This is a genomic window from Nocardiopsis trehalosi NBRC 14201, assembly GCF_001552555.1.
Classification (GTDB): domain Bacteria; phylum Actinomycetota; class Actinomycetes; order Streptosporangiales; family Streptosporangiaceae; genus Nocardiopsis_B; species Nocardiopsis_B trehalosi.
The window spans coordinates 25,979-42,201 of the sequence record NZ_BCRK01000031.1 but is presented as its reverse complement, the minus strand read 5'-3'; the positions used below and the strand labels follow the sequence as shown (position 1 = coordinate 42,201).

The following is a 16,223-nucleotide window of genomic DNA, read 5'->3' as shown; positions in this document are numbered from 1 at the left end:
GGAGGGGCGGGACCGGGGGAGCGGCGGCGCGGCCCGGGCGCGGCGGATGGGCTAGCCTCGGCGCGTGGGCGACGTCGACGCGATGGCCGAACGGGTGGGGGAGCCGGCGGGGTTCGAGCTGCCGCTGCGGCTGCTCATGGGGTTCCGCGTGCTCATCGACGACCTGCACACCGAACTCGCCCGGCAGGGCCACCCCGACGCGCGCCCGATGCACGGCTTCGCCCTCCAGGCCGTCGGCCGCGACGGCACCACCGCCGCCGAACTCGGCCGCCGCCTGCAGGTGTCCAAGCAGGCCGCCGGCAAGACCATCGCCACCCTGGAGCGCCTGGGCTACCTGGAGCGCGCCGAGGACCCCGCCGACGCCCGCCGCAAGACCGTCCGGCTGACCGACCGCGGCCGCGACCTCCTGGCCCGCTCCGCGCACATCTTCGACCGGCTGCGCCGGCGGTGGGCCGAGGAGGTCGGCGAGGACCGCCTGCGCGCCCTGGAGGCCGACCTGCGCGCCCTCACCCCGGGCGACCCGATGCGCCTGGACGCCCCCGGCTGGTTCGGCACCGGCTGACCCGCCCGCCCCGGTGCCCGCTCGCGGTCCGCTCCGCGTCTCCCGCGGGCCCTCCGGTGCGTCCGGCGCCCCGGTCGGGCCCGGCCGGTCCGCCCGCGCGGCCGCCCCCTCGGGGCGCGGCGCCGTGCGGCGCCCGGCGGCCCCGACCGCTCCCGCGGACCGGGCGGCCGCCCCGCTACAGCCGCCGGTGCATGATGTGCAGCCCGACGTAGCCGTGCCGCGGGTGCCGGAACCCCTCGGGCAGGGTGCCGATGACCTCGAACCCCAGCGAGCGCCACAGCGCCACCGCCCGGGTGTTGGTGGCGACCACCGCGTTGAACTGCATCGCGCGGAACCCGTCGGCCCGCTGGACGGCGATGACGTGCTCGCCCAGTGCCCTCCCGACACCCCGCCCGGCGTGGTCGGGGTCGACCATGAAGCTCGCCGACCCGATGTGGGCGCCCGGCCCGCGGTGGTTGCGCACGCTCACCGCGCTGCCCACCACCGCGCCGCCGTCGACCGCGACGAAGGTGCGCCCGGGCGGCGGCGGGAACCACCGCAGGCGGGCCTCGTCCTCGGTGACGTCGGTCTCCCAGGTGAAGGTCTCCCCGGCCGCGACGATGCGGCGCAGGAACGGCCATATCGCGGGCCAGTCCTCGGCGGGGGCGGGGCGGATCAGCATGCGCCCCAGCATGGCCGCCCACCCGCCCCGCCCGCAACGGCGCACCCCCGCCGCCGCGCCGGCCACCACCGCGCCCCGCCCGTCGGCGGGGATCGGACGCCCGGCCGCCCGCGCCCGGCCCGGGCGGCTACCCTGGACCGCGCCCGGGCGGCCCCGCCACGCCCGGCGACGACCCACCCGAGGAGCCGCACCCATGACCTCCGAGACCGCCCCCGCCACCCCCGCCGCGCCCGCACGCGCGGCCGTCGTCGGCGACGACGGGCTGGCCCGCTGCCCGTGGGCGGTCTCCCACCCCCTCAACCGCCACTACCACGACACCGAGTGGGGCCTGGTGGTGCGCGGCGAGCAGGCCCTGTTCGAACGCGTCACCCTGGAGGCGTTCCAGTCCGGGTTGAGCTGGCTGACCATCCTCGCCAAGCGCCCCGCCTTCCGCACCGCCTTCGCCGACTTCGACGTCGACGCCGTCGCCGCCTTCACCGACGCCGACGTCGAGCGCCTGATGGGCGACGCCGCCATCGTGCGCAACCGCGCCAAGATCGAGGCCGCCCGCTCCAACGCCCGCGCGGCGATCGACCTGCGCGCCGACGGCGGGCTCGACGCCCTGATCTGGTCGCACCTGCCCGCCGCGACCCCCGCGCCGCGCACCACCGCCGAGGTGCCCACGGTCTCGGCGGGCTCGCGCGCCCTGGCCCGCGACCTGCGCGCCCGCGGGTTCCGCTTCGTCGGCCCCACCACCGCCCACGCGCTCATGGAGGCGATCGGGCTCATCGACACCCACCTGCTCGACTGCCACCGCCGCGCCACCTCCGGCGTCCACCCCGCCTGACCCCCGGGGCCGGCCCGCGCCGCGCCGGCGAAAAACGCGTTGCCCCCCGCCGCGGCCCGCTGCCACACTCGGCGCCCATGACCGTACCCCGCATCCACCTGCTGACCCGCCAGCTCGACATCGCCTGGGCGCTGTTCGAGCACCACCTGGCCGACCTCGACGACACCGCCCACCTGTGGGAGCCCGCCCCGGGCGCCTGGACGGTGCGCCCCGACGCCGAGGGCCGCTGGGTCCCCGACTGGCAGGTGCCCGAACCCGAACCCGTCCCCACGCTCACCATCGCCTGGCTGACCTGGCACATCGGCTACTGGTGGACCACCACGCTGGGCCACTGCGTCGACGGGAGCGCCCCCGACCGCGAGGAGATCTTCTGGCCCGGGTCGGCCGACGCCGCCGCCGCGTGGCTGCGCGACCTGCACACGCGCTGGCGTGCCGTCCTGGAGCCGTTGACCGACGCCGACCTGGACTCCACCGAGCGCACCGCCACCCTGCCGTGGGGGGCGGGCATGACGCTGGGCGACGTCGCCGGGTGGGTCACCGTGGAGCTGACCAAGAACGTCGCCGAGATCGGCATCGTCCACCACCTGTACCGGGCGCACACCGCCGCCCCCTCGTCCTGACGCGCCCCCGCGCGGCGGCCCCGCCCCCGGGCCGCCGCGCGGCGCGTATCAGGGCGCCGCGCTGAGCGGCGTCAGCCAGTGGACCTCCAGGTCCTCGCGCAGGTAGTCCATGCGCCGCTCCTGGAAGCGGGCGAGCTCGGGGCGGGCCAGGTGGGCGCGCAGGTCCTCGGCCGAACGCCACAGCTCGTAGAACACGAGGGTGCCGGGGTCGGCGGCGTCGCGGTGGACCTGGTACTGCAGCGAGCCGGGCTCGGCGCGGGTCGGCGCCACGAACGACAGCAGCAGCCGCTCCAGCTCCGCGGCGCGCTCGGGCTTGGGGCGGGCGAAGCCGTAGAGGCCGACGGGCCCGTCCGACGAAGGTACGATGATCGTCATACCTGCTGAGGGTAGCCGCCCGTAAGGTACGATGCAATCCGTACCTGAGGGGGACGCATGGACCTGGGCACGGTGTTCGCCGCCCTCGCCGACGCCTCCCGCCGCCGGGTCGTGGCCGAACTCGCGGCCGACCCCGGCGGCCGCGAGCGCGCCTGCGGATCGTTCGACCTGCCGGTGAAGAAGGCCACCCGCACGCACCACTTCCGCGTGCTGCGCGACGCCGGGCTGATCACCCAGCGCGACCACGGCAACGGCAGCACCGTCGCGCTGCGCCGCGACGACATCGAACGGCACCTGCCCGGCCTGCTGGCGCTGCTCGTCGCGGAACCACGACCCGCCACCGGCCCCCGGGACGGCGCACCGCACAGCACGGACCCCGCACCCACCGCCCCCTGACCAGACCGGCCCGTTCCGGCGCGCCCTGCCCCTACCCTTCCTCGGCACGCCCCGGCACCCGCGGTCCGATGCCGGACCACGACCCCGCCCACCGCCCCAACCCGCGCCGCGCCGCGACCGGGTTCGGCGGCGGGTTGAGGGTTGCGCGCCCATCGGCGCCGGTGGGCGCCGACCGGCCTTCCGGGACAGGCTTAACGACACGCTGGAGGCCATGCACCGCAACGACCAACGGGGCCGCACGGCCCCCGCACCCCACCCCGCGCGGCCCCGCCGCGCACCGGCCGCCGCCGACCGCCCCGCGGCCCGCCCGGCCGCCCCCGCCGCCACGCGAACGGGGACACCCGCATGACCACCACGCCCGCGCCCGTCCCGCCCCCCTGGCGGGACCTGCTCGGTCCCGCCTACGCCGGGCCCGCCCTCATCCTCGCCACCGGCGTCCTCATCGGCGCCGTCAACATCTACCTGGCCTCCAGCCTCCTGCCGACGATCATCGCCGACATCGGCGGCGACGCCTTCTACGCCTGGAACATGACGGCCTACCTCGTCGCCATGGTCATCGCCACCATGCTCGTCAGCCGCCTCCAGGCCCGGCGGGGCGACGCCGGCGCCTACCGCGTCGGCTGCGCCGTCTTCCTGGCCGGCTCGCTGGTGTGCGCGGCCGCACCGCAGATGCCGCTCCTGCTGGCCGGCCGCGCCCTGCAGGGCCTGGGCGCCGGCCTGCTGTCCGGCCTGGGCTTCACCGTCATCCGCTCGGCCCTGCCGCAGCGGCTGTGGACGCGCGGCAGCGCCCTGATGTCGGCGATGTACGGCATCGGCAACTTCGCCGGCCCCGCGCTCGGCGGCCTGCTCGCCCAGGCCGGGGCGTGGCGCCCGGCGTTCGCCCTCATGGCGGTCGTCGCCGCCGCGTGCGCCCTGCTCGCCCCCCGCCTGCTGCCCGCCGGCCGCCCCTGCCGCGCAGCGGCCGATGGCACCGGCGAACCGGTCCCGGCCGTGTCCCTGCTGCTGGCCACGGCCGCCACCGCCGCCGTCAGCCTGGCCGCGGTGCTGCCCGGGACCGCCGGCCCCGCGCTCGCGATCGCCGCCGCGCTCCCGCTGCTGATCGCCTTCGCCGCCCACGAGCGCCGCACCGCGCACCGGGTCTTCCCCCGCGCCGCCTACCGCCTCGGGTCCCCCCTGGCCTGGGTCTACCTGACCATCGCACTGCTGGCCTGCGGGGTGGCCGTCGAGTCGTTCGTGCCGCTGTTCGCCCAGCGCCTGGGCGGGCTGGGACCGGCCGCCGCCGGGTTCCTCGGGGCGGCCCTCTCGCTGGGCTGGTCGGCCACCCAGCTCCTCAGCTCCTCGGCCGCCGCCCCGCGCACGATCCGCCGGCTGCACGTCGCGGGACCCCTGGTGCTCGCGCTCGGCCTGGCGGCCCTGGCCCTGCTGCAGCGCGCCGACCCGCCCGCCTGGCTGGTCCTGGCCTGGGTCCCGGCGCTGCTCGCCGCGGGCGCCGGCATCGGCCTGGCCTACCCACACCTGTCCGTGGCGGCGATGTCCAGCACCCGCGACCCCGGTGAGGGCCGGCGGGCGGCCGCCGCCGTCGCCACCGTCACCAGCCTGGCGATCGCGTTCGGCACCGCCGCCGCTGGGGCCCTGGTCCGCCTGGGCGGACCCGCGATGCTCGGCTCGGCCCGCCTGATGCTGTACGCCTTCGCCCTGCTGTGCGCACTCGGCGCCGCCACCGCCTGCGCCGCCGACCGCACCCGCCGCCGGCAGGCGCCCTAGCCGGCACCCCCGGCCGGTCGGCTGGGGCGCGCCCCAGCCGACCGGCCACCGGTCCTCACCCCGCGGCCGCGTGCACCGCCAGCGCCCACGCCGCCAGGCCCAGCGCCAGGACCGACAGCACCGTGCGCACCGTGTTCCACCGCACCCAGCGCCGCTCGAACGCGGCCCGCGCCCGCGCCGCCTCCCCGGCGCCGGCCGGGTCCCCGGCGGCCTCCAGCGCCTCGTTCATCGGCACGTTCACCACCGCCGTGGCGCCCACCGCCGCCACGCACGCCGCCAGCGCCGCCCCGATCAGCGGCCAGGCGCCGGCACCGGCCGCCACGTCGGCGGCCAGCGCCGCCGCCAGCAGCACCGGCGCCCCGCCGAACACCCCCAGGAACCACCCGTTGAGGATCGCGGCGTTGATCCGCCGCATCACCCGCACGAACGCCGCGTCGTCCACCCGGGCCAGCCCCGGCATCACCGCCACCGTGAACCCGTAGAACACCCCGGCGAACACCCCCGTCGCCACCACCGCCGCGACCAGCGCGGCCCCGCTCACCACCGCCATGCCCCCGCCTCCTCCGATCATCGTCCGCTCGTCCGCCACCCCACCCGCTGCCCGCCCCCCGAAGGGCGGGCAGCGGGCCCCTCACACGTCCCAGACCCCGTCGGCCGCCGCCGCGGCGGCGTAGGCGGCGAAGTCGCGCGGCTCCCGCCCCAGCACCCGCCGCACCCCGTCGCCCACGTGGGCGTTGCGCCCGTCCAGCACCTCGCCCAGCAGCGCGGTGAAGGGGTCGGCGAACCCCGCCGGCACCCCGTCGGCGACCATCCCGTCCCGGAACGCGCCCACCGGCACCGGCGTGTAGCCGACCTCGCGCCCGGCCGCCGCCGCGACCTCGGCCACCGCCGCCCCGAACCCCAGCAGCCGCGGCCCCGTAACGTCGTAGGTCCGCCCGATGTGCTCGGGGCCCGTCAGCGCCGCCACCGCCACCTCCGCGATGTCCTCGGCGTCGACGAACGGCTCGCCCACCCCCGGGTCGGCGCAGAACACCACCCGCCCGCCGCGCACCATGTCCACCAGGAAGTCCTCGCTGAAGTTCTGCGCGAAGAACGCCGCCCGCAGCACCGTCAGGTCGGCGCCGGTGGCCCGCACGGCCTCCTCGGTGCGCACCGCGCCCGCCTCGCCCCGCCCGGTCAGCAGCACCAGCCGCCGCACCCCGGCGGCCACCGCCCGCCGCGCCCAGCCGCCCACCGCCTCCGCGGCGCCGGGGAACCCGGCGTCGGGGGAGTAGGCGATGTAGGCGGCGTCCACCCCCTCCAGCTCCGGGCCCCACGTGGCCCGGTCCGTCCAGTCGAAGGACGGGGCGGCCGACCGCGCCCCCACCCGCACCCGGTGCCCGCGGGCGGCCAGCCGCGCCGCCACCCGCCGCCCCGTCTTGCCGGTGCCGCCCAGCACCAGCACCGTCATCGCCTCCGCCGCCCGGGCCCGCCCATCCGCCCGCGCCGCCCGGGCCCGCCCATCCGCCCGCGCCGCCCGCGCCGCCCGGTCCGTCCGTGTCGTCGTCATGGACCCACCCAATCGCGGAACGCGCGGCCCGACCATCGCCCGCACGCCCACCCCCATACGCGCGCGTCTACACTTGGCGCGCATGGACCCCCTCGCCGACCTGCTGGAAGGCCCCCGCGCCCGCGGCGCGTTCCTGCTGCGCACCGTCATGGCGCCGCCGTTCGCCGTGGAGGTCCGCGACGAGGCCCCCCTGACCCTGGTCGCCGCCGTGGCGGGCCGCTGCCACGCCATGGCGGGCGGTACCGCCCCGCGCGCACTGGAGCCGGGCGACGTCGCGCTGCTGCGCGGCCCCGACCCCTACACCTTCGCCGACGACCCCGCCACCCCCACCACGGTCGTCATCCACCCCGGGCAGAGGTGCGCCGCCCCCGACGGCAGCCCCCTGGACATGGACCTGGGCGTGCGCACCTGGGGCAACGACCCCGCCGGCGGCACCGTCCTGCTCGTGGGCACCTACCGGATGCGCGGCGAGCCCACCCACCGCCTGCTGTCCGCCCTGCCCCCGCTGGCGGTCCTGCCCGGCGCCGAACTGGACTCCCCGCTGCCCGCCCTGCTGGCCGCCGAGGCAGCCAAGGACCGCCCCGGCCAGGAGGTCGTCCTCGACCGGCTGCTCGACGTCCTGCTCATCACCGTGCTGCGCGCCCACTTCGCCCGCTCCGCCACCGCCCCCGCCTGGTTCCGCGCCCACGGCGACCCGGTCGTGGGCCCGGCGCTGCGCCTGGTGCACGAGGCCCCCGAACACCCGTGGACGGTCGCCGGGCTGGCCGCCGCCTGCGGGGTCTCCCGCGCCCACCTGGCCCGCCGCTTCACCGACCTCATCGGCGAACCCCCGATGGCCTACCTCACCCGCCGCCGGCTCGCCCTCGCCGCCGACCTGCTGCGCGAACCCGGCACCACCCTGGGGGCGGTCGCCCGCCGGGTCGGCTACGGCAGCCCGTTCGCGCTGTCCACCGCGTTCAAGCGGGTGCACGGCATCAGCCCGCAGACCTACCGCGACCGCGCCGCCGTCGCCCCCGTCCCGGCCCCGCCGGACAGCGGGGATCAGGCGGTGTAGCCCAGCCGGGCCGCCGCCAACTGCGCCAGCACCTCACTGGCCCCGCCGCCGATGCCCAGGATGCGCATGTCGCGGTACTGGCGCTCCACCTCCGCGCCCCGCATGTACCCCGCCCCGCCGTGCAGCTGCACCGCCTGGTCGACCACCCACTGCCCCGCCTCCACCGCCGTGTTCTTGGCCAGGCACACCTGGGCGACGGTGTCCTCCCCGCGCAGGTGGCGCACCGCGGCGTCGCGCACGTAGCAGCGGGCGGCCTCCAGGCGCCGCCGCATCTCCACCAGCGTCAGGCGCACGTGCTGGCGCGAGATCAGCGGGCGGCCGAACGTCGACCGGTCCCGGCACCACGCCACCGACGCCTCCAGCGCCCGCTGCGCCCCCGCGCACGCCTGCACCGCCAGCGTCAGCCGCTCCTCCTGGAAGTTCACCGCCAGCCGCGCGAACCCGGTGCCCTCGGCCCCCACCAGGTTGGCCGCCGGCACCCGGCAGTCGGTGAACGCCAGCTCCGCGGTGTCCGAGCACGCCCACCCCATCTTCTCCAGCCGCCGCGACACCGCGAACCCCGGCGTGTGGCGCTCCACCACCAGCAGCGAGACGCCGGGCGCGCCCGCCCCGCCGGTGCGCACCGCCACCGTCGCGAAGTCCGCCCGGCACCCCGACGTGATGAACGTCTTCACCCCGTTGACGACGTAGGCGTCGCCGTCGCGCACCGCCGTGGTCGCCAACCGGGCCACGTCCGACCCGCCGCCGGGCTCGGTCACCGCCAGCGCCCCGATCAACTCCCCGGCCAGCGTCGGGCGCACCCACCGCTCCACCTGGGCGGCGTCCCCGGCCGCCGCCAGGTGCGGGACCGCGATCCCGCACGTCAGCAGTCCGGCGACCAGGCCGCCCGAGGCGCCCGCCAGCATCAGCTCCTCCACCAGGCACAGCGCGTCGATCAGGTCGCCGCCGCCCCCGCCGACCGCCTCGGGGAAGGACACCCCCAGCAGCCCGGCGGCCCCCGCCACCCGGTGCAGGGCGCGCGGGATCTCCCCGGCGCGCTCCCAGTCGTCCAGGTGGTCGGCGACATGGTCGGCGACGAACCGGCGCACCGTGCGCCGCAGCTCGGCGCGCTCGGCGGCGGCGAAGGGGTCGGCGGGCACGGGCGCGGTCATGGCGGCTCCACGGCGGCGGCGGGGCCGGCCGGCCCCGCGGGGGAGGGGGGTCAGCGGGCGGTGGCGGCGGGGGGACGCGGGGTGCCGGGCGGGCCGGCGAACGCCTGCGCCACGTCGAGCCAGCGGTCGGCCGCCGGCCCGTGGGCGCGCAGCGCCAGGTCGGCGCGGTGGCGGCGCCGGACCACCAGCAGGCAGAAGTCCTCGGCCGGCCCGGTGACGCGCTCGGCGGCGTCGGCGGGACCCCACGACCACGGCGCCCCGCCGCCGGGCGGGTCCAGCTCCACCCGGAACGGGGCGCCCGGGGCGTCCAGCCCGTGCACGGCGAACGCGAAGTCGCGGGTGCGCACGCCCAGGTGGGCGACGTGGCGCAGCCGGCCGGTGGGGGAGCGGCGCACCCCCAGCGCGTCGGCGATGTCCAGGGCGTGCGCCCAGGTCTCCATCAGCCGGGCGGTGAGCATGGACGCCGCCTTCATCGGCGGGCCGAACCACGGCAGCCGGGTGCCGGCCGGCACCCGGGCCAGCGCCTCCAGCAGGGCGGCGCGTCCACTGCGCCACTCGGCGAGCAGCGCCGCGGGCGGGGCGGCGGCCCCGCGCTCGGCGGCGGTGTCGACGTGGGTGTCGGGTGCGGCGGCGGCCGCGGCGAGGGTGTCGGCGAAGGCCGCGGGGTCGGTGGCGGACAGCAGCGCGACCCGGTCGGTCCAGGCCAGGTGGGCGATCTGGTGGGCGATGGTCCACCCCGGGGCGGGGGTGGCGCGGGCCCACTGGGGGGCGGGCAGGTCGGCGACGAGGGCGTCGGCCTCCTCACCCTCGCGGCGCAGGTCCTCGGCGAGCGCGTCGACGTCGGTCACAACGGCACCTCCTGGCCCCACCCTGGCACCCCCGCCCCCCCGAAACAAGCACCCGTGCTGGTTTTTGCGGGCCCCACCCCGCCGGAGCGGCCGCCGGGACTGCCACGGCGTCGGCCTCGCGTTCCGGGCGGGTGCTGCCGAGATGACCGCCACCCGCGGATGGTCGGGGTCGGGGGCGCGGAACCGAGCACCGTCCGGCGGGTGCGCACCGGTCGGCCGTGCGCCGTCATCGGGGGTCATAGGAGCCCGCCTAGTGCAGCACCGTCATCACCGGGGACTCCGCGCAGCGCTCCTCCAGGCCCTCCCGGTAGCGCCGCAAGCCTCGATACCGCTGAACCGCGCACCGGACCGGCCCCGGCGCACCCGCGCCGCCACGGGCGCGCGGGGACCGGCCGCCGTCAGCCGCGCCGGGTACCGGCGCCGCGCAGGCGCGGTGTCCACGGGTGCGGGCCGCAGGTCAGCTCGATCGCGTCGGCCGGCCACCCCCGGGCGGACGGCGCCGGCACGGGCAGCGCCGCGGTGAAGTCCACCTCGTCGCGCGGACGCGGCGACCACGCCTTGTAGTAGAGCTGCACCCGCGGCACCACGTAGGGCACGCCCCGCGCCGAGACCGCACCCAATTCACCGACCGGGAGGCGCACGCGGGCGTCGCGCCGCGACACCCACTCCCCGCCCGCCGCCTCGTCCAACATCACCTGCACGCGCCAGGGGGCGTCCGCACCGGGGCGGCACCACACGTCGTGCACCCCGGCCGGCAGCTCCTCGCCCACCCGCCACGGGCGCAGCCGCCCCGGCGGGTCGGCCGCCCACCACTCCCACCCCGACAGCACCCGCTGCACCAGCGCCTGGTCGCGGCGCAGCACCAGCACGTCGATGTCGCCGTGCTCGCGCAGACGGCGCCCCACCGCCAGTTCCACGGCGTGCCCCCCGGCCACCCACCAGGGGCGGTCGGCGCCGGAGAACAGCCGGGCGACCTCGGCGAGCGGGGCGGCCGACCACCGCCCGAACGGCTCCCGCGCCGCGCTCACGTCCCGCGCGTCGGGGCGGCGCGGCGGGTGCGGTAGGAGCGCATCTTGTGCCGGGCGCCGCAGATCTCCATGCTGCACCACACGCTGTTGGCGGCGGGGGAGCGGTCGTAGAACAGCCACCGGCACTCGGGCAGCCGGCACGCCTTCAACCGCGCCCGGCCGCCCGCCAGCTCCTCGGTCAGCAGCGCCCCCAGCACCTCGCCGACGACCTCCTCCACCGGGGACGCGGCGGCCACGGGCAGCACCGGCCGCCCCTCGGCGGACCAGCGGGGCGGGGCCAGGACCCGCCCCGCCCAGCCGTCCAGGACCGCGCGGTCATCGGCGGCGGCCGTCCCGGCCAGGTGGGCGCGCAGCGCCTCGCGCACCGCCACGAGAGCGGCGCGGTCGGCCTCGCCCGCCGCGCGCGCGGCCCGCTCCCAGCCGTGCCCGCCCAGCCACGCCCGCGCCCCGGCCAGGTCGGCCCACGCGTCCTCGCCGTAGAGCAGGCGCGCGGAGTTGCCGAAGGCCTCCACGCGCTCCAGGGCCCCCGGGGCCGCCCGCCGTTCGTACGCCATGGCGCCGATGTTACCCCCATGGCCGGTCGAGTGGTAACGTCCGCGTTACCGGCAACGACTGCCAACCGGTAACACGACACCACGGTAGGGAACACCATGACCACCTGGAACCTCGACCACCACACCGACACCCCCAGCGGCACCGCCCGCTGGACCGCCCACGGCACCGGCGACCCCGTCGTCCTCCTGCACGGCACCCCCTTCTCCTCCCGCGTCTGGCACGACACCGCCACCGCCCTCGCCGCCCACCACACCGTCTACCTGTGGGACATGCCCGGCTACGGCACCTCCGCCCGCCACCCCGGCCAAGACGTCTCCCTCGCCGCCCAGCAGCGCGCCTTCACCACCCTGCTGCGCCACTGGGACCTCGACCACCCCACCGTCATCGCCCACGACTTCGGCGGCGCCGTCGCCCTGCGCACCCACCTCCTCGACGGCATCGCCTACCGCCGCCTCGCCCTCATCGACGCCGTCGCCCTGCGCCCCTGGGGCAGCGACTTCTTCCGCCTCGTCCACGACCACGCCGACGTCTTCACCGCCCTGCCCGCCCACCTCCACGACGCCCTCGTCCGCGCCTACATCACCACCGCCACCCGCACCCCGCCCCGCGCCGACCTCCTCGACGACCTCACCGCCCCCTGGCGCGGCCCCGACGGCCAGGCCGCCTTCTACCGCCAGATCGCCCAGGCCGACCAGGAGCACACCCACGAGATCGAGGACCGCTACGCCGACCTCGACCTGCCCGTCCTCATCGCCTGGGGCCGCGACGACACCTGGCTGCCCCCCGACCACGCCCGCCGCCTCGCCGCCGCCATCCCCGGCGCCCACCTCCACTGGATCGACGGCGCCGGCCACCTCGTCCAGCACGACGCCCCGGCCCGCCTCACCGCCCTACTCACCGACTTCCTGTCCCGCTGACACCGCCCGCACTTCCGCAGAACCCCTGATCATCGGCCCACCTGGCACCCCCGGCGCCGAGAGCGGGACGCGGGGGAGGGGGGTACAACAAGCACGGGCCATCACGGACGGTGACGATCGATTCCCCCGGGGTGACGACCACCTGCGGTGCGGCGGCGCCGCGCCGGGGCCGGGGGAGTCGCGCAACGGTGTCGCCACACCGGTGCACCGGTGCACCGGTGCCGCCTGCCGTCGAAGCGCCCGGTGGGGCCGGGCGCGATGCCGGTGACCCGCTGATCCGCCCGCGTGCCGGGGTGGGACGCGGACCGCCGGACACCACAGCGAAACCGCGTCGTACGCGTGCCACTCCGGGCCGGTGCGGCGGGCGCCGGATCCGCAGCCGCACGCGGCACGCTCACCGGCGGTCGGCGCCCGGACCGGGACGCCGAGGCGCGGCGCGGAGCGAACCGCACGGTCAGAGGTCCAGTGCGACACGGCGGGGAAGGGTCAAGAAACGCCCAACTTTACATAATGTGCATTATCGGCATACCGCCAGATCCGCGACAGAAGGGGTTTGCGGTGGCCACCCACCCGGCCGCCCAGCCCGTCGACACACACCGCCCGCGCCCCTGCAGCGCCCGCCCAGAGCAACCGACCGCCGGGCGGCCGCGCCAGGGCCGAGCGGTGGACGACGGGCGCCGGGCGTCCGCACACCACGCAACGGCGGTCAGCACCGGCTTAGCCGGACCGGACCCCGCAGGCCGAACCCGGATTCCGGCACCGCCCACAGACGGGTGCCTGTCTTCCGGCGAGAACAGCCGGTTCATCCAGGATCGGATGCTCCTGCTCTGGGCGCGGGCCAACGGATGGAGCCGTGCAGACATCGACTCGGGCCGGGGTGCGGAGCAGCGGGGACTTTGCGTGAGTAGACGCAGACGCCCCCGTCGTACGTGGCTTTCCCGGCGTCGTCCACAGATCCATCGGACGCCCGACCGGGGCGGCTCATGATCGGGTTGACTGGAACAAGGGGTTCCCCCTGGGCCGCTGCCGGACTCCGTCGCCTCGCCGCACCGGAGGGCTTCGACGTGCGCGTATGCGCACTCACCGCCGGGACGGCGGCCGTGCCGACGCCCGAGCGGGACCGCAGGGCCACGTTCGCGCCCGCGCCTGGGGCCTCCGGATGGCCGACGGCCCGGTAGGCCATCCGGGCCGACGGCCTCCCGCCTGCCCCCGGCCGCGCCGACCCGGATGGCCACCCTCGCCGCCCCGGCCGCCGCCGGTCCCCCTGGCCGCCCCCTCGCCCAGCGAACCGGATATTTGATGCATAAAGTGCGTTATGCATCATTCGGGGGAGTAGCGGACAATCAGTGCGCCCGGCCGAGAACCCGCCTCCACCCACCACCCCCGGCCGACCGCCGCTGCCCGCCCCCGACGCGCGACCCCGCACCACCGTTGCCACCCCGGCCGCGGCCGCGCGCCGTACGGCCACAACCGGTCACCCGGCGCCCCTCTCCCCCGCAAACCGCCCCCCGGCGCCGCCCGCCGGGGAATGCTCGATGCGTGTCGCACACTCCCGGCTCCCCCGCCCCCCTCCCCGACGCCGCACCCGCCGCAACGGCGCCCGCCCACCGCCGGCCGCCGCGCCGATCCCCAGCAACCGGCCGCCTCATCGGCATCGACCTGGCCCGCGGCCTGGCCGTCCTGGGCATGTTCGTCGTCCACCTCGGCATCGGCTGGACCCTCGCCGACGGCACCAACGCCCTGCAACCGGTCGCCGCCGGGCGCTCCGCCGCCCTGTTCGCCCTGCTCGCCGGGGTGTCGGCGGCCCTGCTGTCCGGCGGCCGCACCCCCGCCACCGGGCCGGCCATGGGCGTGGCGCTGTGGCGCGTGGTGATCCGCGGCCTGCTCATGCTCCCCCTGGGCACCGCACTCACCCTCCTGGGCACCCCCGTCGCCGTCATCCTCGCCTACTACGCCGTGTTCTTCCTGCTCACCGCCCCCTTCCTGCACGAGCGGTGGACCATCGTCGCCGGCGCCGCCGCCGCGCTGGCCGTCGTCGGCCCCATCGTGTCCTTCCACGTGCGGGCGGCCGCCGCCGACGGCCCCCTGCGCGCCCCGTTCACCGCCGTCAACACCTACGACCCGTTGGAGGCCCTGGCCGGCGAAGGCCTCATCGACCTCCTGCTCACCGGCGCCTACCCGGCCCTGACCTGGATGCCGTTCGTCCTGGCCGGACTGGCCATCGGCCGGCTCGACCTGCGCTCGACCCGGGTGCGGTGGACCCTGGTCGGCGCCGGGGCGGCGACCGCCGCGCTCGCCCACACCGCCTCATGGGTGGCGCTGGGCCCGCTGGGCGGACGGGCCCGCCTGGAGGCGTCGTTCACCCCCGCCGCCGTGGCCGACCACGGGGCGCCGCCCGACGCGGCCACCGCGCTGGCCGACGGGTTCCCCGGCACCGTGCCGGTCCACGACTGGGTGTGGCTGCTGTCCGACGCCCCCCACAGCGGGACCCCGCTGGAGGTGTTCGCGGCGGGCGGCGCGGCGGCGGCCGTGCTCGGGGGGTGCCTGCTGGTGGGCGAGTGGCTGCGGTGGGTGCTGTACCCGGTGGCCGCGGTGGGGGCGCTGGCGCTGACCGCCTATGTGGCGCACGTGCTGCTGATCTGGGTGGCCGAGCGCCCCTGGGGGGCGCTGCTGGACCCGGTACTGGGGCCGGTGGTGCTGGTGGGCTCGCTGGCCGGGGCGGCCGTGTGGCGGTGGACCGGGCGGCGCGGCCCGCTGGAGCAGCCGCTGCACGCGGTGTCGCTGTGGGCGGCGCGCCGCATCCCCTGAGCACCGGTTTCCCCGGCGGCGGGCCCGCCGCCGGGGGTGCGCCCGTCAGGCGGGGGACGCGGCGACGGTGACGCGGTCGCTGTCGCCGTCGGAGAGGAACACCGCCAGCGCCCGCCCCTCCTCGGCGGCGGCGTCGCGGTCGGCCCGGGAGAGCCGGTACAGCGGGGTCACGGCGACGGTCCCGTCCTCGACGGTCCAGGTCGCCGCCACCCGCCCGTCGACCAGGACGACGCGGGCACCGGCGACCGACAGTCCGCGGTGGGCGTCGTCGATGACGCGGGTGCGGTCGTGGTAGCCGAGGACCGTGTTGTCGAAGGCGGGCAGGAACCGCACCGGGGCGGGGGTGTCGGGGTCGGGGCGCGGCGCGTCCGGCAGGTCGAGGAGTTCGCGGCCGCGCTCGTCGCGGAAGGAGACCAGTTCGCCGCGCAGGGCGGCGACCGCCGCGGGCAGCCCGGCCAGACCGGACCAGGCGCGCACGTCGGCGGTCGCGGCAGGACCGAACGCGGCCAGGTAGCGGCGCACCAGAGCCTGGCCCACGGGATCGGCGGCGTCGGCGGGGACGGGGTCGGGGTCGCGGCCCAGCCAGTGGGTGTAGGGGGCGTTGCGCACCCCGGCGCGGGTGCGCCACAGGCCGCGCGGCGGCAGCTGGACCGTGGGGATGAGGGCGGCGACGAGCATCTCCCCCAGGGGCCGGTGCCCGGGGTCGGGCCAGCGGTGGGCGAGGGCGCGCGCGAGGTCGCCCATCGAACGGGGTTGCCCGTCGGCCAGGACGGCGCGGCCGGCGGCGGCGAGCTCTTCGAGGTCGACGCCCTGGAGGTCGCTGCGGTAGGTGGCCAGGACCCGTTGGCGCAGCATGGGGGCGTGGCGGGCGCGCCAGGCGAGGGCGTCGGCGGCGGTGACGGTGGTGGGCGTTCCTCTCGGTCCTCGTGGTGCGGGCGGTGGCGGAGCGGCGCCCGTCGGTGGAGTCGACCGGCGGGGCGGCGGTCGGGCGCCCCGCCGGCCCCGGTGGGGCGGTGCGGGGCGCCGGGTGCGATGTGCGTCGCAGCGGGGGCGGCCGGGTCACTGGCGGGCCTCTCCCCCGGCACCGCCGGGGGTCGGTGTCCTGGTGG

16 protein-coding genes and 1 pseudogene are annotated in these 16,223 nt (G+C 77.9%); 8 read left to right on the top strand and 9 right to left on the bottom strand.

Features of this window, described 5'->3' with window-relative positions; genetic code table 11:
• The first annotated feature begins 64 nt into the window (after positions 1-64).
• Positions 65-562, top strand: a complete 498-nt coding sequence (locus NT8_RS08525) for a MarR family winged helix-turn-helix transcriptional regulator (protein WP_245646088.1) — start codon at positions 65-67, stop codon at positions 560-562.
• 175 nt (positions 563-737) lie between these two features.
• Here NT8_RS08525 and NT8_RS08520 read toward each other — a convergent pair whose 3' ends face one another.
• A complete protein-coding gene (locus NT8_RS08520) occupies positions 738-1,223 on the bottom strand; it encodes a GNAT family N-acetyltransferase (RefSeq protein ID WP_174549543.1) in 486 nt (161 codons plus the stop codon).
• A 193-nt stretch (positions 1,224-1,416) separates the two neighbouring features.
• On the opposite strand from NT8_RS08520, the gene NT8_RS08515 reads away from it, so the two are divergent.
• Together NT8_RS08515 and NT8_RS08510 are read left to right on the top strand one after the other, a co-directional pair.
• Positions 1,417-2,049, top strand: coding sequence for a DNA-3-methyladenine glycosylase I (locus tag NT8_RS08515; protein WP_067966041.1), 633 nt, complete (start codon positions 1,417-1,419; stop codon positions 2,047-2,049).
• Positions 2,050-2,126: 77 nt separating this feature from the next.
• Complete coding sequence (locus NT8_RS08510; RefSeq protein WP_067966039.1) at positions 2,127-2,669, top strand: DinB family protein; 543 nt, start codon at positions 2,127-2,129, stop codon at positions 2,667-2,669.
• Between the two features lie 48 nt (positions 2,670-2,717).
• Here NT8_RS08510 and NT8_RS08505 read toward each other — a convergent pair whose 3' ends face one another.
• Complete coding sequence (locus NT8_RS08505; RefSeq protein ID WP_067966037.1) at positions 2,718-3,044, bottom strand: putative quinol monooxygenase; 327 nt, start codon at positions 3,042-3,044, stop codon at positions 2,718-2,720.
• A gap of 57 nt (positions 3,045-3,101) precedes the next feature.
• Between NT8_RS08505 and NT8_RS08500 the strand changes: the two genes are divergently transcribed.
• Both NT8_RS08500 and NT8_RS08495 read left to right on the top strand, forming a co-directional pair.
• A complete protein-coding gene (locus NT8_RS08500) occupies positions 3,102-3,440 on the top strand; it encodes an ArsR/SmtB family transcription factor (RefSeq protein WP_067966035.1) in 339 nt (112 codons plus the stop codon).
• 345 nt (positions 3,441-3,785) lie between these two features.
• The gene (locus tag NT8_RS08495; protein WP_067966033.1) at positions 3,786-5,204 is read left to right on the top strand and encodes an MFS transporter; all 1,419 of its coding nucleotides are present in this window, start codon (positions 3,786-3,788) and stop codon (positions 5,202-5,204) included.
• A gap of 55 nt (positions 5,205-5,259) precedes the next feature.
• On the opposite strand, the gene NT8_RS08490 is transcribed toward NT8_RS08495, so the two are convergent.
• On the bottom strand, positions 5,260-5,754 hold the full coding sequence (locus NT8_RS08490) for an anthrone oxygenase family protein (RefSeq protein ID WP_067966030.1): 495 nt from the start codon (positions 5,752-5,754) through the stop codon (positions 5,260-5,262).
• 81 nt (positions 5,755-5,835) lie between these two features.
• Positions 5,836-6,654, bottom strand: a complete 819-nt coding sequence (locus NT8_RS08485; protein ID WP_067966028.1) for a Rossmann-fold NAD(P)-binding domain-containing protein — start codon at positions 6,652-6,654, stop codon at positions 5,836-5,838.
• A 181-nt stretch (positions 6,655-6,835) separates the two neighbouring features.
• Between NT8_RS08485 and NT8_RS08480 the strand changes: the two genes are divergently transcribed.
• Positions 6,836-7,807 carry an AraC family transcriptional regulator gene (locus NT8_RS08480; RefSeq protein WP_067966026.1) on the top strand — a complete coding sequence of 324 codons (972 nt, stop codon included), beginning with the start codon at positions 6,836-6,838 and terminating at the stop codon, positions 7,805-7,807.
• Here the strand turns inward: NT8_RS08480 and NT8_RS08475 are convergent.
• The 4 genes from NT8_RS08475 to NT8_RS08460 form a co-directional block, all read right to left on the bottom strand.
• Positions 7,795-8,958, bottom strand: a complete 1,164-nt coding sequence (locus NT8_RS08475; RefSeq protein WP_067966024.1) for an acyl-CoA dehydrogenase family protein — start codon at positions 8,956-8,958, stop codon at positions 7,795-7,797. The two genes, NT8_RS08480 and NT8_RS08475, sit on opposite strands and share 13 nt — an antisense overlap.
• A gap of 50 nt (positions 8,959-9,008) precedes the next feature.
• Entirely contained in the window at positions 9,009-9,806 is a 798-nt protein-coding gene (locus tag NT8_RS08470) for a TIGR03084 family metal-binding protein (RefSeq protein ID WP_067966022.1), read from the bottom strand.
• A 398-nt stretch (positions 9,807-10,204) separates the two neighbouring features.
• Positions 10,205-10,834 (bottom strand): nucleotidyltransferase domain-containing protein, encoded by a 630-nt coding sequence (locus NT8_RS08465; protein WP_067966020.1) that lies wholly within the window; start codon positions 10,832-10,834, stop codon positions 10,205-10,207.
• Positions 10,831-11,388, bottom strand: a complete 558-nt coding sequence (locus NT8_RS08460; RefSeq protein WP_067966018.1) for a CGNR zinc finger domain-containing protein — start codon at positions 11,386-11,388, stop codon at positions 10,831-10,833. The genes NT8_RS08465 and NT8_RS08460 overlap by 4 nt, the downstream gene beginning before the upstream one ends.
• A 96-nt stretch (positions 11,389-11,484) precedes the next feature.
• Between NT8_RS08460 and NT8_RS08455 the strand changes: the two genes are divergently transcribed.
• Together NT8_RS08455 and NT8_RS08450 are read left to right on the top strand one after the other, a co-directional pair.
• A complete protein-coding gene (locus tag NT8_RS08455; RefSeq protein ID WP_067966016.1) occupies positions 11,485-12,306 on the top strand; it encodes an alpha/beta fold hydrolase in 822 nt (273 codons plus the stop codon).
• Between the two features lie 1,539 nt (positions 12,307-13,845).
• Entirely contained in the window at positions 13,846-15,114 is a 1,269-nt protein-coding gene (locus NT8_RS08450; protein WP_157515611.1) for a DUF418 domain-containing protein, read from the top strand.
• A gap of 45 nt (positions 15,115-15,159) precedes the next feature.
• On the opposite strand, the pseudogene NT8_RS08445 reads toward NT8_RS08450, so the two are convergent.
• Positions 15,160-16,032 (bottom strand): annotated as a pseudogene (locus NT8_RS08445) (winged helix DNA-binding domain-containing protein); the annotation flags it as partial.
• Between the last annotated feature and the right edge of the window lie 191 nt (positions 16,033-16,223).